This is a genomic window from Celeribacter sp. HF31 (genome assembly GCF_011806455.1).
In the GTDB taxonomy this organism is placed as follows: domain Bacteria; phylum Pseudomonadota; class Alphaproteobacteria; order Rhodobacterales; family Rhodobacteraceae; genus Celeribacter.
On the sequence record NZ_JAATOT010000005.1, the window covers coordinates 238,169 to 262,083 of the forward strand.

Here is a 23,915-nt window from a genome sequence, read left to right on the forward strand (position 1 = left end):
ATCTGAGAGGAAAAACCTATGGGAAAACCTGTTTTGGACGCCGTTGCGGTCACGGCAACCGATATGGAGCGGGCGATGGCGTTCTATACGCTCTTGGGCTTCGACTTTGAGGGCGGCTTTATGACCGAGGATCACGTCGAACCGGTGCGGGCGCCCGGAGAGCCGCGTTTGATGATCGATCATGCCAGCCTGATGGAAAAACTGACGGGCGAAGCGCCGCGCGCGCCGAACCATTCCTGCTTTGCGCTCTTGTGCGACAATCCGGCGGAGGTGGATGCCATAGCCAAGATGGTCGAAGAGGCAGGATTTGCGGTGCTCACCCAGCCTTGGGATGCGTTTTGGGGGCAACGATATGCGACCGTGGCGGACCCGGATGGCTACCGGGTAGACCTGTTTGCGCCTCTGTGAGGACGGGCTTTGAGTCCAGAGAGGACATTGGCCACGAGGGTGTGCGCCTGACCGCCGGGACAGTCTGGCGCACGCCTGGCGCCTTCGGCTTGTTTTCGGGCGGTGGCGCTTCGTTCAAACGACAGCTTTGTCCGCAAAGCGGACAATGCGTCGCCGCTAGCAGAGGGCTTTAGAGCAGCCCCGCCTCTTTCAACAGCCGCGGGGCCTCGTCGCGCGGATGCGTCAGCGTCGCTTTGTCCTCACCCGGAAAGAACCGTGCGCGGGTGGCGGTGGGCATGGGGTTGGGCGATAGGATGTGGACGCGGGGGGCTTTGCTCATCGCGGAGGTCTCCGCCTGCCAGCTTTTCGCCATGGCGATCTGCGCGGCTTTTGAGGCACCATAGGCGCCAAAGAATTTCTCGCCCGCGTGGTTGTCCTCGAAAAACAGCGCCTCACCCGGCGCGTCGCCCATGGTCAAGAGCGGCGAGATCATCGGGATCAGCTTGCCGGTCGCGATGACATTGGTGGTCATCGTGCGGTCGAAATCTTTCGGGTCCATGTGATCGGCGGGGGACAAAAGTTGAGCGTAAACAGCGGTATGCGCCCAGAGGTCCAAGTGGCCCCAACGGTCGTAAATGCCGCGACAGAGATGCGCCATGGCGTCCGGGTTGGTGACATCCATCGGCGCCAGGGTGGCCTGACCGCCCTTGGCCTTGATCCGGTCGTCGAGCTCTTCGAGCGCGCCTGTGGTCTTGGCGACGGCGACGATGTGATAGTCGGGCGCCAGAGCCTCGGCGAGGAAAAAGCCAAGGCCGCGCGAGGCGCCGGTGATGAGGGCGATTTTTGGGATCTCTGTCATGGGATTTGTGTGGCGGTTGCCCGGCGCGGCGTCAAGAGGATTTGAGCGCGCTGCGCTCAAGCGTCCCGGTGGCTTCGTAAAGATCAATCAACTGATCGAGGGAGATGTCTTTCGCCTCGGCGCTGATCGCTTCGGGACGCGCGGTGCCGTCGCCGAACCCGAGCGTCACCTGACTGCCCTGAACTGCCAGAGGCGAGAGATCGTTGGCCAGTGTTGCAGGCGTCGAGTCGGGGACAGCGCCGCCGTCCAAAAGGTCGAGATAGGCATAGAACACCGCGTGCGGCACCTCGACCCAAAGCGCCACCATCAGCGCCTCGTCCGAGCCGCGCAGCGGCAGGGAAAGCGTGGCGCGCAGGAACCGCCGATCTTTGAGACGGCACAGCTCAGAGGCCAGTTGGTCGTCGCCCGCTTTGACAAAGGGGGCCTCGCCACGCGCTTCATGCGGCCAGTCGGAGGGGTGATCGAAGCCGATGTCGATCAGCCCGCCGAACGGGCCGTCCGGGTCCATGAGCGCGCGCCAGCGCGGGTCGAGATCAAGCAGGGAGGCCAAGGTTCAGCACGCGAGCGAGGAGGTGGCTTTTTCGACGCCTTTGTCTTTCATCTTCTCGCTGACACGCGAGGAGGTCTCCAAAGAGGCGAGGTATTCCGGTGAGACGCCCGTGACATATTCGCCGTTGAAACAGGAGCAATCAAAGGCCTCGATCTCCGGGTTGCCCTCTTTGGCGGCCCAGATGAGGTCTTCGAGCTTTTGATAGATCAGACCGTCGGCGTTGAGATAGTCACAGATTTCCTCAACGCTGCGGTTGTTGGCGACCAGCTCTTCTTTCGTGGGCATGTCGATGCCGTAGACATTGGCGTATTTCACCGGCGGGGAGGCCGAGGCGATGTAGACCTTCTTGGCGCCGGCTTCGCGACACATCTGGACGATCTTCTTGATCGTATTGCCGCGCACGATGCTGTCGTCGACCAAAAGGATATTGCGCCCCTTCATCTCCAATTCCATCGCGTTCAACTTGCGACGCACGGACTTTTGACGCTCGCTCTGGCCCGGCATGATGAAGGTCCGGCCCACATAGCGGTTTTTCACCAGACCCTCGCGGTAGCGAATGCCGGTGATGTTGGAGACCTCAAGCGCCGCAGGACGTGCGCTGTCCGGCACCGGGATGATCGCGTCGATCTCGAACCCGCTGTCGAGGATTTGCTGTGCCAGCGTCTGACCCATGCGGAGCTGGGTTTTGTAGACGGAGATGCCGTCGAGCATGCTGTCGGGACGGGCGAGATAGACATATTCGAAAATACAGGGCGTCAGCTTGCCCTCAACACATTGGCGTTTGTGCATATTGCCGTCGAGGTCGATCAGGATCGCCTCGCCCGGGGCCATGTCGCGGATTTTCTCGAAGCCGTTGATGCCAAAGGCCACGTCCTCAGACGCAAAGGAATATTCATCGCCTGCGTCGGTTTCGCGTTTTGCGACAGAGAGCGGGCGGATGCCATGCGGATCGCGGAAGGCCAAAAGGCCGACGCCCGCGATCAGACAGATCACGGAATAGGCGCCCTGCACCCGCTCCATGGTCATTTTTACACCAGCCAGAATGTTGCGCACCGGATCGTCGGTGCCGTTCACCTTGATGGCGTCAGAGACCTTGTCTGCCAGCACGTTCAACAGGATTTCACTGTCGGAGGTGGTGCGCAGATGGCGGGAATACTTGCCGACCACCTTGGCGCGCTGCTCTTCGGTGTTGGTGATATTGCCGTTGTGCACGAGGTAGATGCCGTAGGGCGCATTGACGAAGAACGGTTGGGCCTCTGCGGCCGAAAGCGAGCCCGCGGTGGGGTAGCGCACATGGCCAAGCCCGAGACGGCCCAGAAGGTTCGGCGCATCCTGCGGACCGAACACGTCTTTCACAAGGCCGGAGCCTTTGCGTTCGCGGAAAAACTCGCCGTCATAGGTCACAATGCCCGAGGCGTCCTGACCCCGATGCTGAAGCATCAAAAGCCCGTCGTAGAGCTCCGCAAAGACATCGTTCGTCCGGCTCGCGATCCCAAAAATCCCGCACATATCAGTCGCTCCAATTCGTCGTCGCTGCGATCTCTGCCGTCATGGTCAGAGAGGCCAATGGGGCTGGGCCCCGGTCATGGTGAGTTGAGAAGCTCTCAGTCGAGAGGGTGCACCTGTTCCGACGCAATCCAATACGCCAAGCTCAAAGGTATAGGTCTGGGGCGAAAGGCGCATCCAGCCGGGCTCCGAATCCTGTCACGGGTGTCTTGCCCTTCCTTTAAGGCCTATCAAAGCCAGTGTCACGAAAGGATCACATAAAGCGTTTCTTAAAAATTGCAGGGGCGCGTTGATCGTGGTGGCGCAACGAAAAAGGCGACCCGAAAGGCCGCCTTTGCAAGTCTATGATGCCGCGCTTACTGCGTGCAGGTGGAGACCAGCGCCTCATAGCGCTGCGTGATCCAATCCGGCGCATCGTCCGGCAGGCTCTCGTCGATCTTGTCTTGGGAACGGGCAAAGACCTTGGCCGTGCGGGAGTTTTCCAGCACCTCGATGGGATCGCCGGTGGAGACGCGGTCCACCACGACCAGAGCGATGGCGACCAGAACGATGCCTCTGAGCACGCCGAACAGGAACCCAAGCCCCTGATCGATGCCGCCCAGTGCAGAGCGTTGCACAGCGGAAGAAAACAGCGGCGTGAAGACCGAGACAACGATGAGCGCCAGTGCGAAGACCGCGAAGAACCCGGTGATCACCGACAATTCGCAAGAGCCCGCGATGTAATCGCCTAAGTACGGCACTTCTTTCACCAGCGGCACGGCTTTCGGCGCAAACATATAGCCCAGAATCGCCGCCACGATCCAACCGGCGATCGCCATGCCCTCGCGCACAAATCCGCGGCTATAGGCAAGAATGGCAGAGACAATGATGACCAGCGCCACGATGCCGTCGATAATAGTAAAGCCGTCCATGGCACGTCCTTCGTCAAAACTCACTTGCCGTTCCGTCAGGAAAGGCTCGCCGGTGAAGAACCAAGTTTTGAGAATTTGTTCAACCTTTTTCCCGCCTTTTTCGCCGAGTTGCGGTAAAAAAGCTGGCATGTGGCGAGGTGAACCGCGTTTGCTCTGCTCCAGAGTGTGGTTTTGCCCGGCGCCTCACCCCGCACCAAAGACCTCGCCGACAAAGCCCACGAGATCGCTCATCAAGCGCATTTCCATACCGCTTTTCTCACCTGCTTTCGATTGCGCAGGCGCGATGGCGGAGGCAAAGCCAAGCTTCTTGGCCTCTTTCAGCCGGTTCTCTGTCTGCCCGACCGGCCGCAAACTGCCGGACAGCGACAACTCGCCGAAAACGACGCAGTCTTTCGGCAAAGCCGCATCCTCGCGCGCCGACAAAAGCGCTGCCGCCACGGCCAGATCGGCGGCGGGTTCGGACACTTTCATCCCGCCCGCGACGTTGAGATAGACATCCAACCCCGCGAAGGGAATGCCACAGCGCGCTTCCAACACGGCAAGGATCATTGCCAGACGAGAGCCGTCCCAGCCCACCACCGTCCGCCGCGCTTGCGCGTGGGGCGAGGGGGCGACAAGGGCCTGAAATTCCACCAAAACCGGACGGGTGCCTTCGATGCCCGCAAAGACCACCGATCCCGGCGCCGGCTGATCGCGTTCGGACAGAAACAGCGCCGAAGGATTCGTCACCTCGGACAATCCATCGCCGGTCATCTCGAAGACACCGATCTCATGCGCCGGACCGAAACGGTTCTTCACCGCGCGCAAGAGCCGGAACTGATGCCCGCGCTCGCCCTCGAAATAGAGCACCGTGTCGACCATATGCTCGACCACACGCGGCCCGGCCAACTGACCCTCCTTGGTCACATGGCCCACAAGCACCACGGAAACGCCGCGCGTCTTGGCGAATGTGGTCAATTCATGCGCCGCCGCGCGCACCTGAGACACAGAGCCGGGCGCGCTTTCGACATTGTCGGCCCACATGGTCTGGATCGAGTCGATGATCACCAGATCCGGCTCTTCCTTCTCCAGTGTCGTCAAAATATCGCGCAGATTGGTTTCGGCACCCAGTTGCACATTGGCCTCAGCCAGCCCCAGACGTTGCGCGCGCATGCGCACCTGCGCGCTGGCTTCCTCGCCGGAAATATAGATGACCTTGAGCCCCGCGCCCGCAAATCGCGCTGCCGCCTGCAACAAAAGCGTCGATTTGCCGATCCCTGGATCGCCGCCGACCAAGATGGCCGAGGCGGGCACAAGACCCCCGCCCAACACCCGGTCAAACTCTTCCATCCCCGAAGAGGTGCGCGGCGGGGGGCTTTCCTTGGTCGAGAGTTTTGAGAGCGGAATTTCCTTGCCCCGCATCCCGCCCAGCGTCTTTTTCGTGGGCCCCGCCGCGGAGAGCGGCTTTTCCTCGACAATCGTGTTCCACTCGCCACAGCCATCACAGCGCCCCGACCATTTGGTCGTCACCGCCCCGCAATTGGAGCACACGAAATTCTTCTGCGCCTTGGCCATTCTGCTGCCTTTAAATTGTTCTTGCTTCGTTCTAATCCGCCGTGCGCGTCTTCCGCAAGCACTCAGGTCTTTTTCTTGGTAAAAATACTCAAGCCGAGGCTCACAAGCACGCAGAGCGTAAACAGATAAAGCCCCCAGCCCACTTCAAGCCGTCCCACCCCGATGCCTTTCGCGACCGTGATATAGATCGCGATCAGGAACACATCCGCCATGGCCAACCGCCCAAGGTGATAGAGCCAGGGCTTCACACGCTCTGACAGGTTGTCAGACAGGCGGCCGGACAGCAGGCCCTCCATCGCTAAAACTTTCCCAATCGGGGCCAAAATCGCGAAAAACACCACGACAAGCGCCAAAAACTTGTCCTTTTCCCACAATGCGCCGATCCCAGAGAGAACCGAGATTTCCGACAGGGCAAACAGCGGCAACAGCCCCGCCTTCAACAAAGGCGCGGCCCAGGCGATGGGAAAGAGGATCAAAAGCGACAGGTTGAGAAGGCGCAGCTTGCTCATCGCAGTGTTTCAATCGGCCCCTCGGCGGAGCCGGTGATGAACTGTTTGAGATAGGGATCATCCGCGCTGTCCATCTCGGCCACGGGGCCAAACCAGCGGATTTTGCCCCGGTGCAGCATCGCCACCTTGTCGGCAATCGCACGCACGGAGGTCATGTCATGGGTGATCGTCACGGCGGTCGCGCCCATCTCGACGACGATTTCGCGGATCAATTCGTTGATCACTCCCGCCATGATCGGGTCGAGGCCGGTGGTGGGTTCGTCAAAGAAAATGATCTCAGGATCGGCGGCGATGGCACGCGCCAGCCCCACGCGTTTCTGCATCCCGCCCGAGAGTTCGGCGGGGAAGAGATCGGCCACATCGGGCCCAAGCCCCACGCGGCGCAGCTTTTCGATAGCGATCTCGCGCGCTTCCGCTTTCGGACGCTTGAGCGACCCACGCAAGAGGCGAAAGGCCACGTTTTGCCAGACCGGAAGACTGTCAAACAGCGCAGCCCCTTGGAACAACATGCCGAACCGGGCGAGGAACGCATCGCGGTCGCCGGTCGCAGTGATGTCTTCGCCACCCACTTTGATCGTGCCTTGATCCGGCGTGATAAGCCCGAGAATGCATTTCAGCGTCACCGATTTCCCGGTGCCCGAGCCGCCGATGATCACACAGCTTTCGCCGCGCGCGACATTCAGATCGACGCCACGCAAAATCTCTTTGGACCCAAAGGCTTTATGGACATTCTCTAGGCTGATCATGTGCTGAAAAACGCCTGTGTCAAAAGGAAGTTGGCCGCGAGGATCAAGACGGCTGCGGCCACCACGGAGGATTTCGTCGCACGCCCCACGCCCTGTGCGCCCCGGCCCGAGTTCATGCCGAAATAACACCCCATCAGCGTCGCGATCACGCCAAAGGCCGCGCCCTTGACGAGCGAGGAAATGATGTCAGAGGCCTCGAGAAAGTCGACGGTGTTCTTGAGGTAGGTCGCGGGGTTGAACCCCAGAGATTGCGTCGAGACGAACCAACCGCCGAAGACGCCAATCGTGTCGCCCACGGCCACGAGCAAAGGCACGGTGACGAGACCGGCAAAGACGCGTGGCGCGGTGAGATATTTCATCGGATCGGTCGAGAGTGTGACCAATGCGTCGATCTGCTCCGTGACCTTCATCGTGGCAATCTCGGCGGCAATCGACGAGGTCACGCGCGCGGCCATCATCAGGCCGACCATGACGGGGCCCAGCTCGCGCACGACCCCCAAGGCGACGATCTGCGGCACGACCTGTTCGGCGGAGAAGCGCGAGCCACCGGCATAGATTTGCAACGCCAAAGCGCCGCCGGTGAAAATCGCGGTCAGCCCCACAACGGGGAGCGACAGATAGCCCACCGTCATCAAAGAATGCAGGAATTCGCGGCCGTAAAAAGGCGGCGTGATGATGTGGCGAAAGGCCGAAAGCGCAAACAAGGCCACCCGCCCGACGCTGGCCAAAGCGGCCAAAACCGCCGCGCCAAGAGCGGCCAGAGGGCGGGTCAAAATCGCCGTCATCCGATGTAGCGGCGCTGATACCGCGCCCCCAGAGAGGTCAGGATTTCATAGCCGATGGTCTGGCCAATGGTGGCCAAATCGTCCGGCGTTTGATGGGCACACAAGAGATCAAGCGCGCGCGGCACATGATCGAGATGGGTGATGTCCACGGTGATCAGGTCCATCGAGACACGGCCCACGAGCGGGCAGGGGGTCGCGCCGTCGAACAACACTGCCTTGTTGGAAAACAGCCGCGTGATGCCGTCGGCATAGCCCGCCGAAACGGTGGCGATGCGTGACGGCACGTCGGCGGTCCAGCTGTTCGAATAGCCGACGGTTTCGCCGGGCATGACATCGCGGGTCTGGATCACCGGGCATTCGAGTTTCACGACCGGTTTGCCGTCCTCATAGGGAAAGCCGCCATAAAGCCCGATGCCGGGGCGGACCAGATCGAAATGGTAGTCGGGGCCCAGTAACAATCCGCCGGTCGCGGAGAGCGCACGGGGCACTTTGACCCCATCGGTCATCGCGCGAAAGGCCGCCAGTTGTTGTGCATTCATCGGGTGATCCGGTTCGTCGGAACAGGCGAGGTGGCTCATGATCAGGGCGGGATTCGCCTTTATGACCAATGCTTTGACCGCATCCCATTCGGCAGGCTCAAGGCCCAGACGGTTCATGCCGGTGTCAAGCTGAATGCCAAAAGGCGCGCCGGGCAGGGCCTCGAAATGGCGGGTGATCTGGTCGAGAGAATTGAGCATCGGCACCAGATTCATGTCGCAGATCATATCCGTGTCGCCCGCCATGTGGCCAGAGAAAACGCCGATCCAGGGCGTCGGCCCCACGGCTTGGCGCAGGGTCACGCCTTCTTCGGCGGCGGCGACGAAAAACTTTTTGACGCCGGCTTTCATCAAGGCGCGCGCGGCTTTGGCGACACCCAACCCATAGGCGTCGGCCTTCAAGACAGCGGCGGTTTCCACCGCGTCAGAGGAGAGCTTGTCGAGGGCGCGCCAATTGTCGGCCAGTGCCCCGAGATCGATTTGTAGAACTGAAGTACCCATGTCGATGTATTTGACGGTGCGCGCCGGGAGTCGCAAGACGAAAGGACGCGCGCCTGACCCTTTAGACGTTATTCGTAATCGTAATTGTTGTAGCGGTCGGCGGCGAGGTTGCCAAAGCGGGTGAACTCCGCCTCAAAACTCAACTCGACCGTGCCGATCGGACCGTGACGCTGTTTGCCGAGGATGACCTCGGCCTTGGCGTGCAGGCGCTCCATGTCGGCCATCCACTTTTCCATCGCCTCGAGGTTGTCGTCATCCGGCTTTTCACGCTCTTTGTAATATTCGCCACGGTACACGAACATCACCACGTCGGCGTCCTGCTCGATGGAGCCGGATTCGCGCAAATCCGAGAGCTGCGGGCGTTTGTCGTCGCGGGACTCCACCGTCCGCGAGAGCTGCGACAGCGCGATCACCGGGATGTTCAACTCTTTCGCGATGGCTTTGAGCCCCATGGAAATTTCGCCGATTTCCTGCACCCGGTTGCCTTCGGTCCGGGACGTGCCGCGCACAAGCTGCAGGTAGTCGACGATCAAAAGATCGAGCCCATGGGTCCGCTGCAAGCGCCGAGCACGGGCCGCAAGCTGCGAGATCGGGATCGAGGGCGTGTCGTCGATATAAAGCGGACAGCTTTCCAGCGTCTTGGCGGCATCGACGAAGCGACGGAATTCGTCCTCGGTCATGTCACCTTGGCGGATCTTGTGCGAGGAAATCTCGGAGGCCTCGGCCAGAATACGCGCCGCCAATTGTTCGGCGCTCATTTCGAGCGAGTAAAATCCCACGACACCGCCCTCGACGGCGCCTTGGCGCCCGTCGGGGAGCTGGCCCTTTTTGTAGGATTTCGCAATGTTGAAGGCGATGTTGGTCGCAAGCGAGGTTTTCCCCATCGAGGGACGCCCCGCAAGAATGATCAAGTCGGAGGGGTGCAGGCCCCCCATTTTCTTATCGAGATCAATGAGTTTCGTTTCAATCCCCGCCATGCCGCCGCCGCGCTCATAGGCGGCGTTGGCGTTCAGCACGGCCTGGGTGACGGCGGAGAGAAACGACGTGAACCCCGTTTCTCCCTTGCCCTGTTCGGCGAGGCCGTAGAGGCGCTGTTCGGCGGCGACGATCTGTTCGCTCGGGTCCCGGGTGTCCGACCCCGATGAGGCCGCGCCCGCGATTTCATTGCCCAGCTCGATGAGCTGGCGGCGCAGGAACAGGTCATAAATCAGCTGCGCGTAGTCGCGCACCGCGTAGGTCGAGATCGCCGAGGCGGCGAGACGTGCGAGATAGGCCGTGCCGCCCAGCTCCTGGAGGCCGACATGGTCCTCCATATAGGCCTTGAGCGTCACCGGCGAGGCCAGCATGTTTTTCGAAATCCGCTCGGCGGCTTTTTCGAAAATATCCTTGTGGACCGGGTCATAGAAATGATCCGGCGCGATGATCGACACGATCTTGTCGAAGACATCGTTGTTGGTCAGAAGCGCACCAAGAAGCTGTTGTTCCGCCTCGATATTATGCGGCACGGCGCCCGCGTAAGAGGTGATCACAGAGGTGCCATTGCCGCCAGTCTCCGTGCCCGATGCGGCATCGGCACCGGTGGATTTCTCCCCGCGGTGGCTGTCGAGTTTGGCGATTTCACTCATGTTTTCTGCCCTCTTTTTATGATCCGCGAGTCGCGTGTTGCTCTCGGATTTGAGTGTCTTAAACCACCCGGGCAGGGCACCGCAAAATGTATATTTTGTGGATAACTCTGCGGGTCGGGCTAAGCCTGCGCGATGCAAAGAAAAACGCCGCCCGCTGGGGCGACGTTGAAATTTTGAGCAGGGGCTGAGGCACGGGAGGCGCTCAGTCTTTCTTATGCTTTTCCTGCCAGGCGCGCGGTGCGCCGAGGAAATGTTCGACTTCGGCCAACGTGCTGGCGTCGAAGATTTTCTGTTTCTTCGCCTCGGCCAGAACGTCCCACCAGGTGCACAGGCTGATGAGCTTTACCCCGTGATCGCCCAGCGTCTTTTCCGTCTCCGGGAAGATGCCGTAGTAGAAAATCACCGCCGTCCAGCCACAGCTCGCGCCCGTCTCACGGATCGCATCGACGAAGGACAGTTTCGAGCCGCCGTCGGTGGTCAGATCCTCGACCAACAACACGCGTTCGCCCTCAGACATAGCGCCTTCGATCCGGGCGTTCCGGCCGTAGCCCTTCGGTTTCTTCCGAACATAGCTCATCGGCAGGCCAAGACGTTCGGCCACCATGGCGGCGAACGGAATGCCTGCGGTTTCGCCACCGGCGATGTTGTCAAAGGCCTCGAAGCCAGCCTGACGCATGATCTGCACCGCCATGAAATCCATCAGCGTCGAACGAATGCGCGGATAGGAAATCAGCTTGCGACAATCGATATAGGTCGGCGAGGGCAGGCCGGAGGCGAGGATATACGGGTCCTCGGGGCGGAAATTCACCGCACCGATTTCCAACAGCATGCGCGCCGTCAGACGGGCGATTTCGGTCTCATCGGGGAAGGACGAAGGGATCATGGTCAGCCTCTCTTAAGCCAGAACTACGCTTCCACGCTCCAGTGGAGCGGCATTTGCGGGTCGAACACCGTCACCGGCCCGTTGGCCGTGTCGATTTTCGCGGGATATTGCACCGGCGTGCCTTTGCGCAGCGTGATCGTCGCCTCGTTGAGCGGCAGCCCGTAGAAATTCGGCCCGTTCATCGAGGTGAAGGCCTCAAGCTTGTCCAGCGCGCCCTCGGCCTCGAAGACCTCGGCGAGGATCGACATGGTGTTCGTCGCGGTGAAACAGCCGGCACAGCCGCAGGCGCTTTCCTTGTCGCCATCGAGGTGCGGCGCGCTGTCGGTGCCCAGAAAATAGCTCGGATCGCCCGAGGTCGCGGCCTCTACCAAAGCCAGACGGTGGGTCTCGCGTTTCGCCACCGGCAGGCAGTAGTAATGCGGCTTGATCCCGCCCACGAGGATGTGGTTGCGGTTGATCACCAGATGGTGCGTCGTGATCGTCGCGCCAAGGTTTTTGCCGCCTTCGCGGGCATACTCCGCGCCCTCTTTCGTTGTGATATGTTCCATCACGACCTTGAGGCCGGGGGTCGAGGTGCGGATCGGGTCCAGCACCGTGTCGATGAAGACTTTCTCGCGGTCGAAAATATCGACATCGCCATGCACCACTTCGCCATGAACGCAAAGCGGCAGGCCAATTTCGGCCATTTTTTCCAACACTGGCCGCACTTTATCGAAATGCGTGACCCCCGAGGCGGAGTTGGTCGTGGCCCCCGCCGGATAGAGTTTCACGGCTTTCACCAAACCCGAGGCATGGGCCAGAGCCACATCGTCCGGGTCGGTTTGCTCGGTGAGATAGAGCGTCATCAGCGGGTCGAACTGGCCCTTGCGCGGGTTCGCCTTGAGGATGCGTTCGCGGTAGGCGCTTGCGTCATCCATGGTGACCACCGGCGGCACGAGGTTCGGCATCACGATGGCGCGGGCGAAATGGCGCGTGGTTTCGGGCAGGACGGCCTCCAACATCGCGCCATCGCGCAGATGCAGGTGCCAGTCGTCGGGGCGGCGGATGGTGAGAGTCTCGGTCATGCGCTTGGATTACCTCTTTCCGGGCCAAAGCGCCAGAGAGAGCAAGGGGCTGGTGTGCGCTTATTTTTTGAGCGAATGGTTGGTTTTTGGGAGCTTCCCCGTGAGAAGCGCCGGATGTAGGATTGAAGCCAGTCGCCGGGTGCCGCTAGTCTCAGGACGACTTGGAGGATCCGAATGCTGGACACGCGGCGCACAGATGAGAGTTTGCAGGCGGCTGCGATGCCGGTCGCGCAGCCTGCGATGCAGCGGGTGCGGGGCCGTGCGCATGTGGTGATGGGGCCGAAAGGCCTGCGGGATTTGCATCAATCCGGCTCCGCCAAAGCGATGATGCCAAAGGTGCATTCCGCTGTGCCCGAAGTGGTTTTTCTCAATACATCCGGTGGCTTGACCGCAGGGGACCGGTTGGACTACCGGCTTGAGGTCGAAAGCGATGGGCGTCTCATCGGCACCACGCAAACCGCCGAGCGGGCCTATGCTTCCCTCAAAGGCGGCGCCGATGCCGAGGTGACCGTGTCCTTGGTCGCGGGGGCCGGGGCGTCTTTGGAGTGGTTGCCGCAGGAAACCATTCTGTTCGAAAAATCGCGCCTGTCGCGCCGAACATCTGCCGAGATCGCCGGCAATGCGCGGTTTCTCTTTGTCGAGAGCCTTGTCTTGGGCCGCGCCGCCATGGGCGAGGTGATCGAGACGCTGCATCTGACGGATCGCCGCGACATTCGCCGCGCCGGGCGGCTGGAATTCCTTGAGCCATTGGAAATCGACGCGGGGCTTTTGGCGATCCGCGATCACGCCGCCACCCTTGGCGGCGCGCGGGCCATTGCCACCATCGGGCTCTTCGATCAAGGTGCAGAGGCGCAGGCCGAACTTATAAAGCAGATCACCCAAGACGGCGTGACGGCGGGGGTCTCCGGCTGGAACGGCAAGCTTGTGATCCGGGCGATGGCCGGGGATGGCTATCCATTGCGCCGCTACGTGGCGCAGGTTGTGAAGACGATCAGACAGGCGGATCTGCCGCGGGTCTGGCAAATGTGAATGAGGGACGACGATGAACCTGACGCCCAGGGAAAAGGACAAGCTTTTGGTTTCGCTCGCCGCCATGGTGGCGCGGGGCCGGTTGGAGCGGGGGGTGAAACTGAACCACCCGGAGGCGATTGCGCTGATCACCGATTTCGTGGTCGAGGGCGCGCGGGACGGCAAGATGGTGTCCGAGCTGATGCAAACGGCGGCGCATGTGGTGACGAAAGACATGTGCATGGACGGCATCGCCGAGATGATCCACGAGGTGCAGGTCGAGGCGACTTTCCCCGATGGCACCAAGCTTGTCACCGTTCACCATCCGATCCGGTAAGATCGGAGATGAGTATTTTGACCAAGAAAAAGTCAGGAGCCTGAGATGATTCCCGGAGAGTACTTTATTCAAGAGGGCGAGATCGAATTGAACGCAGGCGCCGAGGTGACGACGCTGACCGTGTCCAACACCGGCGACCGTCCGGTGCAGGTCGGCTCGCATTATCATTTCTACGAGACCAACGTGGGGCTCGACTTCGACCGTGAAGCGGCAAAGGGCAAACGGCTCGACATCGCCGCCGGGACAGCGGTGCGGTTTGAGCCGGGGCAGACGCGCGAAGTTGACCTTGTGCCTTTGTCGGGCGCGCGTGAGGTTTACGGCTTCAATCAGAAAGTGATGGGTCAGCTTTGATCCGCAAGGCTTTCATATCCCTCGTCTTTGTGCTGCCTTTTGGGGTGTCGGCGCAGGCGCTCGATTGCGACGATGCGATGACGCAATCCGCCATGAATGCCTGTGCGCATGAGGCTTGGGTGAAGGCCGATGAGGACCTGAACGACACCTATGCTTGGGCCATGGATCGGGCGAACAGCATGAGCGACGCGACAGCAGAGGCGCTGCGCACCGCGCAACGCGCGTGGATTCCGTATCGTGACGCGGCCTGCGAGGCCGAAGGCATCCTGTTCGAGGGCGGTTCGATCCAGCCGCTGATCGTCTACACCTGTTTGGAACATTTGACGCGCCAGCGCACGGAAGAGATGCGCGCCGTCTACGAGATGAATTGAGAGGGATAAACCATGCCTGCAAAGATTTCCCGCGCGACCTATGCCGATATGTTCGGGCCGACCACCGGCGACAGGGTGCGTCTGGCGGACACCGATCTGATCATCGAGGTCGAGCGCGACCTGACCTCCGAGCTGGCCGGGGCGGGCCGCAACGCGCCGCTTTATGGCGAAGAGGTCAAATTCGGCGGCGGCAAGGTGATCCGAGATGGCATGGGCCAGTCGCAGAAAAGCCGCGCCGAGGGTGCGGTCGACACGGTGATCACCAACGCTCTGATCTTGGACGTGACCGGCATCTACAAGGCCGACATCGGGCTCAAGGACGGGCGGATCGCAGGCATCGGCAAGGCGGGTAATCCCGACACGCAGCCGGGCGTGGACATCATTGTCGGGCCGGGGACCGAAGCGATTGCGGGCGAGGGCCGGATCATCACGGCGGGCGGTTTTGACAGCCACATCCACTTTATCTGCCCGCAACAGATTGAAGATGCTCTACATTCTGGCCTGACCACGATGCTGGGCGGTGGCACGGGGCCGGCGCATGGCACGCTTGCGACCACCTGTACGCCGGGGCCCTGGCACATCGGGCGGATGTTGCAGGCGCTGGACGGTGTGCCGATGAACATCGCGCTCGCAGGCAAAGGCAACGCCAGCCAACCGCAGGCTCTGGTCGAGATGATCAAAGCGGGCGCCGCCGCGATGAAGCTGCACGAGGATTGGGGCACGACGCCGGGGGCGATCGATTGTTGTCTCTCTGTCGCCGATGACATGGACGTTCAGGTGATGATCCACACGGATACGCTGAACGAGAGCGGCTTTGTGGAGAACACGCTGGCCGCCATCAAAGGCCGCACGATCCACGCCTATCACACCGAAGGTGCGGGCGGCGGTCACGCGCCGGACATCATCAAGGTGGTCGGACATGAGAACATTCTGCCGTCCTCGACCAACCCGACGCGGCCCTTTACTCAGAACACGCTCGAAGAGCACCTCGACATGTTGATGGTCTGTCACCACCTCGACAAATCTATCCCCGAGGACGTGGCCTTTGCCGAAAGCCGCATTCGCAAGGAAACCATCGCCGCCGAGGACATCCTGCATGACATGGGGGCGTTTTCGGTCATCTCGTCGGACAGTCAGGCCATGGGCCGTGTGGGCGAGGTGATCATCCGCACCTGGCAGACCGCCGATAAGATGAAGAAACAGCGTGGGCGTCTGTCGGATGAGACCGGCGACAATGACAATATGCGGGTTAAGCGCTATGTCGCGAAATACACGATCAACCCGGCGATTGCGCATGGCATGAGCCAGCATATCGGCTCCATCGAAGTGGGCAAACGCGCCGATCTGGTGATCTGGTCGCCGGCGTTTTTCGGAGTGAAACCTGAGATGGTTTTGCTGGGCGGCTCGATTGCCGTGGCGCAGATGGGCGATCCGAATGCCTCGATCCCGACGCCGCAGCCGGTCTATAGCCGTCCGATGTTTGCCTCCATGGGCCGTGCGGTTGAGCACTCCGCCGTGCTCTTTGTCAGCCAGGCCGCGCAGGCCGAGGGCGTGGGCAAGGCGCTTGGCCTCGCCAAAACGACGGTCGCGGTGGAGAACACCCGCACGATCGGCAAATCCTCGATGGTGATGAACGATGCTACGCCGGAGATCGAGGTGAATCCCGAGACCTATGAGGTGCGGGCGAATGGCGAATTGCTGACCTGTGAGCCTGCCACAGAGCTTCCGATGGCGCAACGCTACTTCTTGTTCTGATGGTTCTGCGAGCAGATGTCCTGCAGGGTGCGGCTTTTGGCGGCGTCTTGCGGTCTTTGGTGTGAGTGCGTCGGGTGTTGCATTGTTTGTTCATCCCTTTGGTCTATCCTGACATCATAGGGAGGAAACCGTCTATCAGAGAGGTTTCCAGATATGCAGAACGTCGCCAATATCGCGATTCTCACGCCAAGCCTCAGAGCGCGGCTCGATCTGTTCTTCGCCACATTGGGGCAAGGCGTGAACGCCTATGCCGTCCGGCGCAAACGCTTGGGAGAGCTAGCGCGCCTCGACGCGATGAGCGATGCCGAGTTGCTCAAACTCGGGATCACCCGCGACCGCATTCCGCATTACGTCTTTCGCGACCTGTTTTCCGTCTAGCGGGCGCTGTTGCGCGGCGATCAGGATCGGCGCGTCGGACGTTCCGGGATGTTCCGCGGTCAAAGCTGCTCGAGGACCTGAAACTCTTCAGGTGCGTCGAGCATGATCACGGCGTCGCTTTCATCGCGGTCCTCGATGCGGATCGAAGTGACATGTTTGGTCGCGTAGTAGCGGTCATCATTCAGAATATGCTGCGGCAATTTGGAGATGTCGAAGACCTGATAGGAGGTGCGAGACACCACAACGTCCCAGCTGTATCCGGGAAAGCGCCCAGTGTCGTTGCCCTCGATGAAGCGGGCTTCGAGGGCCGCCTCGCGGGCGCGCAATTCGGCGATTTTCGCGCGGAGCCTGGCAAGCTCGTCAACGGGCGAGCGGGTCATATACATAGTATCTCTCCTTCTGGATCGAGTGAGCCTCAATCATGGGCTTTAACGAGGGCTTTGAGGGCATATGTGCCCAGGGGTCAGGTTTCGCCTCCGACGGCGATGCGACGGGAGGCAAAGGCGGTGGCCGGCATGATATCGCTGTCCTCGAAACCAGCGGAGGCCGAGGCCAGTGGGGCCTGTGCGACTGGGGCCTGTGCGACATCTGCGGGCAGATCGGCAAGCTGGTCCGCCTGGGCTTCAAGCGCTTGTGCGGCGTCCACGGCGTCCGGCAGGGTTACGGGCGCGAGTGTGTCTTCGGGTTCAGGGGTCATTTGCGCCAAATCTTCATCGTTCAAACCGACGAGAGGTTGCAAATGGGCATGTTCGGTCGGGCGCAAATCCTTAGGGGTTTCGCCTTCTTCGGCGCCATGGGCGTCGATCAGCGGAATTTCGGACGCCATGACCGTGTCCTGTGAGGTGGACGCTTTGAGGCCGAAAGGATCATCTGCACTGACGAAGACCTCGGGGGCCACGTCTGTTTCAGGCGTGGTGAAATCGACTGTTGTGGTGTCGTCGGGCGCGGCCAAAACCGGCTCTTCGAGGTCGTACATCTCTGCGAGAGGATCATCCTGTTCTTCGAGCGGTACGCCGATGGTGCGCATCTCCACAGGGGCGCTTTCAGTGGCGCCAGCAGGAGGCAGCTCGACCGGCGCTTGCTCTGTGATCTCCAACGAGATGTCGTCACCCGCAAAGGCTTCTTCGTGGTTCGGACCGCCGAAAGCCTGCGTCTCATCCGTCTCATCCGCCACGACGTCTCCGACGGAAACGTCCATGGACGGCAGAGGGGCTTCTTCCATATCGACGGCCTCAACCGCCTCTTCTGATACATCGACGCCCGCAGAAACTTCGGTGTCTTCGGTTGTCGCCTCAACCTCTTGGGGAGGTTGGAATTCAGACTCTTCCAGCATCGACACAGGCTGCGGCGCGTCTTCAACTGTCAAATTGACCTCTTCCAAAGCCTCGCAATCGGGCTCATGCAGGACAACAGTTTCGGACATTGCCGCCTGCGCCACAGCGGGTCGTGGCCAGAGCAGCACCACGGTTTCTTCTTCGGAGGCAAAAAAATGCGGATCGCTCAGAATCGCATGCGGCAGCTTGGCGGGATCGACCCGCGTCGGTGTCCGGGTTTCGATCACGGCGACACGGGTGGCACCAAAAACCTTTTCCCCACCGTTTTCGGTCGCAAAGCTGCGGATTTCATCGCAAAGTTCGGCCTCAAGATCGCGCAGACGCGCCATTTGCGCGCGCAACTCAAAGAGCGCATCGACAGCATCGAGGGGTGTGTGATCATGCATGGACGTCATGGGCAAGGTCTCCTTGCCTTACATTTGGGGGCGAGTCGGTTAAGAAAGTCCCAATTCCTGACAGGAGGACGAAAATGAGCAAAAAAGCCTATGAGATTTGCAAGGGCTGCGGGGCGGAGGCCGAGGATTTCGTGGCGCTGACTTACGATCAGCGGCTGCTGCGTCGCAAGAAATTGACCACTATTGCGGGCGCGGCGGTCTTTGTCGATTTGCCGCAGACCGTGTCCATTGCCGAGGGTGACGGGTTTACCTGCGAAGACCGCACGGTGATCGGGGTGCGGGCCGCAGAGGAAGAGCTTTATGCCATCACGGGCGAGACGGTGACGCGCTATGCCTGGCACATCGGCAACCGGCACACGCCCTGTGAAATCGCGTCGGATCGGTTGGTCATTCAACGCGATCCGGTGCTCAAGGCGATGCTGGAACAATTGGGCGCAGAGGTCACCGAGATCATGGCGCCCTTCAGTCCCGAAGGCGGGGCCTATGGGCATGGTCGCACGATGGGGCATGATCATGGGGGACATGATCACGGGGGCCACGATCATGGACATACGCATGAGCCTGGGCACAGCCATGACCACGACCATGGTCACAGCCACACGCATGATCATTCCCATGACCACGACCACTCCCATGACCACGGGCATTCTCACCACCACCATCACCATGACTGACCCGCACGCGCTTCTGACCCTGACCCAATGGCTCTCGCCCTCCTTTCCCTTGGGCGCCTTTGCCTATTCGCATGGGCTGGAACTGGCGATCTCCGACGGCCATGTCCGCGATGCGGCGGGGCTGAAAGACTGGCTTCGTGTGATCCTCACGCGCGGCGGTGGGCATGTGGATGCCTGCCTTCTGGCGCTGGTCCTTCGAGGCGCCGATGCGCAAGAGATGGGCGATCTGGCGGAGGCTCTGGCGGGCTCGAAAGAGCGCTGGGCGGAGACCTTTGAACAGGGGCAGGCCTTTGTCACGACCGTGACCCAGATGGGCGGTCCCGCACGACCCGCGCGGGCTTTGCCGGTCGCGGTGGGCGAGGCGGCGCGGGATCTGGACCTGCCCTCCAAAACCGTGATTGCGCTTTATCTTCATAGCTTTACCTCGAACCTTGTGTCGGCTGGCGTGCGGTTCATCCCGCTCGGCCAAGCGGCGGGGCAGACCGTGCTGTCACAGCTACATACAGAGATCGAGCAGGTGGCCGAGGCAGCCCTGGCCGCCACGCCCGACAGCCTCACCACCGGCGCCTTTGCCGCCGATTTGAACGCGGCGCGCCATGAGGATATGGACGTCAGAATATTCAAGACCTGAGCAAAGCGTTTCTCAAAAAACTTGAGGCACTCAATTTTTGAGAAATGCTGCAATATCAATTCAGTGTGGCAACGTTTTTCGCTCAATCTGATTCAGATTAAACGAAAAACGCTTTAGACAGGAGACGAGACATGGCATCACCAAACGGACCTTTGCGGGTGGGGATCGGTGGCCCGGTGGGCGCCGGGAAAACCACGCTGACGGGGGTGCTGGCCAAGGCGCTCTCTGAGCAATACTCCATCGCGGTCATCACCAATGACATCTACACGCGCGAGGATGCCGAGGCCCTCATGCGCCAGCAAATCCTGCCGATGGAGCGCATTCGCGGCGTTGAAACCGGCGGCTGTCCGCATACCGCGATCCGCGAAGATGCCTCGATCAACCTTGCGGCTGTGGCCGATCTGTCCGAAAAATTTCCCGATCTCGATGTGATCCTGATCGAGTCCGGTGGCGACAATCTGGCCGCGACCTTTTCGCCGGAATTGGCCGATCTGACGATCTATGTGATCGATACGGCGGCCGGTCAGGACATTCCGCGCAAACGGGGCCCCGGTGTGACGCGCTCGGATATGTTGGTGGTCAATAAAGTCGATCTGGCGCCCCATGTGGGGGTTGATCCGGAGCTTTTGGAAGCGGACACCAAACGCGCGCGTGGCAGCAATGCCTATGTCATGGCGGCGCTGCGCCACGGCAAGGGGGTCGAAGAGGTCGTGCGCTTTGTCGAGGAAGAGGGCGGGCTCGCCTGAGCCCCACCCTCTTATTTCAAACGGTCTTTCAAGCCGTCTCGTTTTTGGCCTTCGCCGCCGGTTGCGCCGGGGGCAGGGCCTTGCCCTCACCTTCGAGCACTTCCATAGCCAGATCGTAAGCCCGGCGGAAGCGCGGGGCGTTGCGGCGCTGGCGCAGCACGTAACGACAGAAGAGCGCGGTTTGATAGGGCCGTGAACTGGGGGCCAGTTCTGCCAACAGACGACGCTGATACCCCATGTGAGACCGCCGTTTGCGCAGGGCCTGAGTGATCACGCGCTGGGTCAGACGGCTCTGTATCGCCGCCTCGAGGATCGGCGCCAGCGCGTCGATCTCCATGATCTCATATTCCGGGTCGATGCCGAACAGGCGGCAGGGCACGCGGGTGATATGCGGCGCGTTGAACAGGGCGGCATGCATGGCGTCGGCTTCGACTTTGGGGTCGTAGAGCACATAGGCCTTTTCCGCGCCTTCCAGCATGTCGGGGGCGAACCCGTAGCGGGTGGTGAAATCCATGCGCCGGGTTTTCGGGAAACGCGCGTCCCAGGACGCCAGACGCCCGTTCAACGTGGCCTGCGGCGCAACGGCGATCACGGTGGCGCCGGGGGCCACGACGGAATAGGCGGCGGCGGCATAGCCACAGGCGCCCGCGCCGTAGAACACCACCTGGTCGAAATCTTCGAAAAAGCCTTCGTCCACGAGGCGGTCGAAATAGCGGTAGATGTGTTTGGAGCGGAACCAGTCGCCGGTCTCGTCGGGGCCGTGGGAGATCAGCGTCAAAGACGACCAGCCGTGCTCGCCCGCCAAAGACATGCCGATGGGATAGCCTTTTTCGGTGCGCTCCGTGGTGCGCTCATAGCTTTCGAAAGTGACGAGCAGCCGGGGTTTTTCGTCGAGAAAGGCCACGCTGTGATGCTCGCCCAGCGGTTCGTAATAGCCAAGCTCTTCGCTTAAGCCTTCGATCGCTTCGCGCCATTCATCGCGCGGGAAATCGGAAATATCCTCGATCCCTTTCATGGATTTTTGCAGCTCGGTCTCCTGCTCACTCATCTGACATCTCCCCTCACTCATTGTGCGTCACGCGCCGACACCGGTCCTTTGGTCTTGCACGCTTGTTGTCGCCCGTGCTGAGACCAAAAAGGCGTAAAATGGTTAATCACTTGTTATCCAAATAGGGCTTTTGCGCGGCGGGCAAAAGGATTTCCAGCTTTTCTTTTGTCACTGTCCTCGGAGGGGAAACGATGCGCGTATCTTCGCCGGTTTGATGTGAATTGCCCTAGGAATTCGCAAAATGAAACGGGCCGAAAGGGCCCGTTTGACGGGCAAGACGCCTGCCCCGAGTCGGGATGTCCACGGGCCGTGCAGTCAGCCGAGAATGATCCCGATGGTGACGGCGCCCAAGCCCATGGCGGAGATGAGAAGGGCAACGAGATTGAGCGCCACGACCTTTTGCAGACGTGCGCGGATGTCTTCATCCGTGCCGCCGGCTTTCTTGGCCTTCAGCGCGGCCATGATGCAATAGCCCAAGAGAGCCACCCCCGCCAAAGTCAGCGCCACACCGCCCCAGATCAATGCATCCATCCTCAGTCCCTCGCTTTTCATTTCGCCCTGCTTGATACAGAACTGGCCCGCGCAAGCAAGCATTTGCGCGCTTGAATGGCTTTCCTCGAGGCCAAGTCATTGAAAAAGGGGCCGGGGTTTGGAATGAGTAACGGACGCATGACCCCAACAGGCCCAAAATGACCGTCGATCAGATGAACCAGCTTTCGACTTCGCAGGACGGCGGACCAGAGATTTTGCCTTTGGGACGGGACGGCTGGCTGGTGCGCTTTGCCTTGACGCCCGCGCCTTGGGCGATGGCGGCGGTGCAAAAACTGTATGCTTTGGGCGCGGCTTCTGCGCTTTCGGGCGTGACGCGCGTGGCGCCGAGCCTGACCTCTGTGCTGTTTTCCTATGATCCCGATGGCACCGACCGTGCGGTCCTGCGGGCACAGATCGCGCGGCTTCTGGAAGGCGAAGACTGGCATCACGCCACGCCTGAACCCGCCACGCGGGTCTGGCAGGTGCCGGTGAGTTTTGGCGGGGATCACGGCCCCGATCTGGCGGAGGTGGTGGTGATGACGGGGCAGAGCCCCGCGCAGGTGATCGGTGAGATCGTCCAGACGCCGCTCAGGGTTCTGGCCATCGGCTTTGCCCCCGGTCAGCCCTATCTCGGCCTCTTGCCCGAAGCCTTCGATCTGCCGCGTATGACATCGCTTAACCCGCAGGTGCCGCAGGGCGCGATTGCTTTGGCCGTGCGCCAGCTCGTGCTCTTTGCCAATGCCTCGCCGACCGGCTGGCGTCAGGTCGCGCGCACGGCGTTTCGGGTGTTTCGACCCGACAGCGACACGCCCCTGCCGCTTTGCGCCGGCGATGAAATTCGGCTGGTCCCGGTGTCTGGGGCGGAGATGGACGGGCTTTTGGCCTCTGGCGACCCGACCGGCGGTGCCAAGCTGGAGCTGCGGTCATGAGTGCGGTGATCGTCCACAAAGCGGGGCCGGGTCTGAGCGTGCAAGATCTCGGGCGCCCCGGCATGACCCATCTCGGCCTGTCGCGTGGTGGCGCGGCCGATCCGGTGGCCCTTTATGAGGCGGCGGCGTTGTTGTCGCAAAGCATCCCGCAAGCCGCTGTAGAGATGGCCGGGATGGGCGGTACGTTTGAGGTCACAAAACCCACGCGCATTGCACTCACGGGTGCGCCGATGCGGGCCAAAGTTGGCACGCAGGCGCTGCGTTGGAACGCCACGCATCTCTTGTCTCCCGGAGAGCGTCTGACCATCGGGGCGGCGGAGCGCGGCAGCTATGGCTATCTGAGTTTTGCGGGCGGCATCGAGACGCCGGACATCCTGTCGAGCCGGTCGATCCATGTGACGGCGGGTCTTGGCGCGGCGCTCAAAGACGGCACGCACTTGCCTTTGGGGGTGGACGCTGACCCCGCCGCCGCCGCCGTCGGTCTTCCGCTCGACACACGCTTTTCTGGCGGTGACATTCGCTACATAGCCGGGCCACAAACGGCGCTCTTCGCGCCAGAAGTGCTGGCCGCATTCGAGGCCACGCGGTTCATACGCTCCGCCACCGCCAACCGCCAAGGTGTGCGGCTCGAGGCCCAAGCGCGGTTTCCGTCGCAGGCGCCTTCCGGGCTGGCCTCCGATTTCATCCTTGAGGGCGATCTTCAGATGACCGGCGACGGCTTGCCCTATGTGCTCTTGTGCGAATGCCAGACCATCGGCGGCTATCCCCGGATCGGGACGGTGATTGCGGCGGACCTGCCCGTGGTGGCGCAAGCGGGGCAGGGGGCGGAGCTGCGGTTTCGGCAGATCACCTTGGACGAGGCCGATCGGATCGCCACCGCATATGACGCGCGGCTCAAGGCGTTGCGAGCGTTAGTTCAGCCGCTCATTCGCGATCCGGCCTTGATCCACGATCTTTTGAGCTATCAACTGATCAGCGGCGTGACAGCCGGTGACGAATTGGAAGGATAAC

Annotated in this window: 28 protein-coding genes; 12 read left to right on the plus strand and 16 right to left on the minus strand. The window is 61.2% G+C overall.

From position 1 onward, the window contains the following. The first annotated feature begins 18 nt into the window (after window positions 1-18). Entirely contained in the window at window positions 19-408 is a 390-nt protein-coding gene (locus HCZ23_RS12765; RefSeq protein WP_167602112.1) for a VOC family protein, read from the plus strand. Window positions 409-577: 169 nt separating this feature from the next. Here HCZ23_RS12765 and HCZ23_RS12770 read toward each other — a convergent pair whose 3' ends face one another. From HCZ23_RS12770 to pyrC, 12 genes are all read right to left on the minus strand, one after another. Next, window positions 578-1,246, minus strand: coding sequence for an SDR family oxidoreductase (locus tag HCZ23_RS12770; protein WP_175580905.1), 669 nt, complete (start codon window positions 1,244-1,246; stop codon window positions 578-580). A gap of 31 nt (window positions 1,247-1,277) precedes the next feature. Continuing rightward, window positions 1,278-1,796 (minus strand): DUF2199 domain-containing protein, encoded by a 519-nt coding sequence (locus HCZ23_RS12775; RefSeq protein WP_167602113.1) that lies wholly within the window; start codon window positions 1,794-1,796, stop codon window positions 1,278-1,280. A gap of 3 nt (window positions 1,797-1,799) precedes the next feature. Next, entirely contained in the window at window positions 1,800-3,305 is a 1,506-nt protein-coding gene (gene purF / locus HCZ23_RS12780; RefSeq protein WP_167602114.1) for an amidophosphoribosyltransferase, read from the minus strand. A 353-nt stretch (window positions 3,306-3,658) separates the two neighbouring features. Continuing rightward, a complete protein-coding gene (locus tag HCZ23_RS12785; protein ID WP_167602250.1) occupies window positions 3,659-4,213 on the minus strand; it encodes a CvpA family protein in 555 nt (184 codons plus the stop codon). 183 nt (window positions 4,214-4,396) lie between these two features. Next, window positions 4,397-5,767 carry a DNA repair protein RadA gene (radA, locus tag HCZ23_RS12790; protein WP_167602115.1) on the minus strand — a complete coding sequence of 457 codons (1,371 nt, stop codon included), beginning with the start codon at window positions 5,765-5,767 and terminating at the stop codon, window positions 4,397-4,399. A 62-nt stretch (window positions 5,768-5,829) separates the two neighbouring features. Then, the gene (locus HCZ23_RS12795; protein WP_167602116.1) at window positions 5,830-6,276 is read right to left on the minus strand and encodes a paraquat-inducible protein A; all 447 of its coding nucleotides are present in this window, start codon (window positions 6,274-6,276) and stop codon (window positions 5,830-5,832) included. Beyond that, window positions 6,273-7,022: an ABC transporter ATP-binding protein gene (locus tag HCZ23_RS12800; RefSeq protein ID WP_167602117.1), complete on the minus strand. Its 750-nt coding sequence runs from the start codon at window positions 7,020-7,022 to the stop codon at window positions 6,273-6,275. The genes HCZ23_RS12795 and HCZ23_RS12800 overlap by 4 nt, the downstream gene beginning before the upstream one ends. Beyond that, window positions 7,019-7,807 carry an ABC transporter permease gene (locus tag HCZ23_RS12805; RefSeq protein WP_167602118.1) on the minus strand — a complete coding sequence of 263 codons (789 nt, stop codon included), beginning with the start codon at window positions 7,805-7,807 and terminating at the stop codon, window positions 7,019-7,021. The genes HCZ23_RS12800 and HCZ23_RS12805 overlap by 4 nt, the downstream gene beginning before the upstream one ends. Beyond that, window positions 7,804-8,844, minus strand: coding sequence for an alanine racemase (gene alr, locus HCZ23_RS12810; protein ID WP_167602119.1), 1,041 nt, complete (start codon window positions 8,842-8,844; stop codon window positions 7,804-7,806). The genes HCZ23_RS12805 and alr overlap by 4 nt, the downstream gene beginning before the upstream one ends. A gap of 68 nt (window positions 8,845-8,912) precedes the next feature. After that, window positions 8,913-10,469 carry a replicative DNA helicase gene (locus tag HCZ23_RS12815; RefSeq protein WP_167602120.1) on the minus strand — a complete coding sequence of 519 codons (1,557 nt, stop codon included), beginning with the start codon at window positions 10,467-10,469 and terminating at the stop codon, window positions 8,913-8,915. Window positions 10,470-10,671: 202 nt separating this feature from the next. Further along, on the minus strand, window positions 10,672-11,352 hold the full coding sequence (locus tag HCZ23_RS12820) for an orotate phosphoribosyltransferase (RefSeq protein ID WP_167602121.1): 681 nt from the start codon (window positions 11,350-11,352) through the stop codon (window positions 10,672-10,674). A 23-nt stretch (window positions 11,353-11,375) separates the two neighbouring features. Next, window positions 11,376-12,416 (minus strand): dihydroorotase, encoded by a 1,041-nt coding sequence (gene pyrC, locus HCZ23_RS12825; protein ID WP_167602122.1) that lies wholly within the window; start codon window positions 12,414-12,416, stop codon window positions 11,376-11,378. A gap of 174 nt (window positions 12,417-12,590) precedes the next feature. Here pyrC and HCZ23_RS12830 point away from each other — a divergent pair, with 174 nt between their 5' ends. From HCZ23_RS12830 to HCZ23_RS12855, 6 genes are all read left to right on the plus strand, one after another. Continuing rightward, window positions 12,591-13,445 (plus strand): urease accessory protein UreD, encoded by an 855-nt coding sequence (locus tag HCZ23_RS12830; protein ID WP_254870306.1) that lies wholly within the window; start codon window positions 12,591-12,593, stop codon window positions 13,443-13,445. 13 nt (window positions 13,446-13,458) lie between these two features. After that, window positions 13,459-13,761 (plus strand): urease subunit gamma, encoded by a 303-nt coding sequence (locus HCZ23_RS12835; RefSeq protein WP_167602123.1) that lies wholly within the window; start codon window positions 13,459-13,461, stop codon window positions 13,759-13,761. 45 nt (window positions 13,762-13,806) lie between these two features. Then, window positions 13,807-14,112 carry an urease subunit beta gene (locus HCZ23_RS12840; RefSeq protein WP_167602124.1) on the plus strand — a complete coding sequence of 102 codons (306 nt, stop codon included), beginning with the start codon at window positions 13,807-13,809 and terminating at the stop codon, window positions 14,110-14,112. Further along, window positions 14,109-14,483 (plus strand): lysozyme inhibitor LprI family protein, encoded by a 375-nt coding sequence (locus HCZ23_RS12845; RefSeq protein WP_254870307.1) that lies wholly within the window; start codon window positions 14,109-14,111, stop codon window positions 14,481-14,483. Before HCZ23_RS12840 ends, HCZ23_RS12845 begins: the two co-directional genes overlap by 4 nt. 12 nt (window positions 14,484-14,495) lie before the next feature. Then, window positions 14,496-16,238 (plus strand): urease subunit alpha, encoded by a 1,743-nt coding sequence (gene ureC / locus HCZ23_RS12850; RefSeq protein ID WP_167602125.1) that lies wholly within the window; start codon window positions 14,496-14,498, stop codon window positions 16,236-16,238. A 153-nt stretch (window positions 16,239-16,391) separates the two neighbouring features. Beyond that, entirely contained in the window at window positions 16,392-16,616 is a 225-nt protein-coding gene (locus HCZ23_RS12855) for a hypothetical protein (RefSeq protein ID WP_167602126.1), read from the plus strand. Between the two features lie 59 nt (window positions 16,617-16,675). On the opposite strand, the gene HCZ23_RS12860 is transcribed toward HCZ23_RS12855, so the two are convergent. Both HCZ23_RS12860 and HCZ23_RS12865 read right to left on the minus strand, forming a co-directional pair. Next, window positions 16,676-17,002: a hypothetical protein gene (locus HCZ23_RS12860; RefSeq protein ID WP_167602127.1), complete on the minus strand. Its 327-nt coding sequence runs from the start codon at window positions 17,000-17,002 to the stop codon at window positions 16,676-16,678. Between the two features lie 77 nt (window positions 17,003-17,079). Then, window positions 17,080-18,345, minus strand: a complete 1,266-nt coding sequence (locus tag HCZ23_RS12865; RefSeq protein WP_167602128.1) for a hypothetical protein — start codon at window positions 18,343-18,345, stop codon at window positions 17,080-17,082. A 74-nt stretch (window positions 18,346-18,419) separates the two neighbouring features. Between HCZ23_RS12865 and HCZ23_RS12870 the strand changes: the two genes are divergently transcribed. The 3 genes from HCZ23_RS12870 to ureG all read left to right on the plus strand — a co-directional run bounded on the left by HCZ23_RS12870 (window position 18,420) and on the right by ureG (window position 20,396). Beyond that, entirely contained in the window at window positions 18,420-19,019 is a 600-nt protein-coding gene (locus HCZ23_RS12870) for an urease accessory protein UreE (protein ID WP_167602129.1), read from the plus strand. Then, window positions 19,012-19,650, plus strand: a complete 639-nt coding sequence (locus HCZ23_RS12875) for an urease accessory protein UreF (protein WP_167602253.1) — start codon at window positions 19,012-19,014, stop codon at window positions 19,648-19,650. The genes HCZ23_RS12870 and HCZ23_RS12875 overlap by 8 nt, the downstream gene beginning before the upstream one ends. A gap of 131 nt (window positions 19,651-19,781) precedes the next feature. Continuing rightward, window positions 19,782-20,396, plus strand: a complete 615-nt coding sequence (gene ureG / locus HCZ23_RS12880; protein WP_167602130.1) for an urease accessory protein UreG — start codon at window positions 19,782-19,784, stop codon at window positions 20,394-20,396. Between the two features lie 28 nt (window positions 20,397-20,424). Here ureG and HCZ23_RS12885 read toward each other — a convergent pair whose 3' ends face one another. Both HCZ23_RS12885 and HCZ23_RS12890 read right to left on the minus strand, forming a co-directional pair. Next, window positions 20,425-21,444: a phosphoadenosine phosphosulfate reductase gene (locus HCZ23_RS12885; RefSeq protein ID WP_167602131.1), complete on the minus strand. Its 1,020-nt coding sequence runs from the start codon at window positions 21,442-21,444 to the stop codon at window positions 20,425-20,427. 315 nt (window positions 21,445-21,759) lie between these two features. Further along, a complete protein-coding gene (locus tag HCZ23_RS12890) occupies window positions 21,760-21,975 on the minus strand; it encodes a hypothetical protein (protein ID WP_167602132.1) in 216 nt (71 codons plus the stop codon). 158 nt (window positions 21,976-22,133) lie between these two features. Between HCZ23_RS12890 and HCZ23_RS12895 the strand changes: the two genes are divergently transcribed. Together HCZ23_RS12895 and HCZ23_RS12900 are read left to right on the plus strand one after the other, a co-directional pair. Further along, the gene (locus HCZ23_RS12895; RefSeq protein ID WP_167602133.1) at window positions 22,134-22,904 is read left to right on the plus strand and encodes an allophanate hydrolase subunit 1; all 771 of its coding nucleotides are present in this window, start codon (window positions 22,134-22,136) and stop codon (window positions 22,902-22,904) included. Beyond that, window positions 22,901-23,914 carry a biotin-dependent carboxyltransferase family protein gene (locus tag HCZ23_RS12900; RefSeq protein WP_167602134.1) on the plus strand — a complete coding sequence of 338 codons (1,014 nt, stop codon included), beginning with the start codon at window positions 22,901-22,903 and terminating at the stop codon, window positions 23,912-23,914. The genes HCZ23_RS12895 and HCZ23_RS12900 overlap by 4 nt, the downstream gene beginning before the upstream one ends. Window position 23,915: the final 1 nt, after the last annotated feature.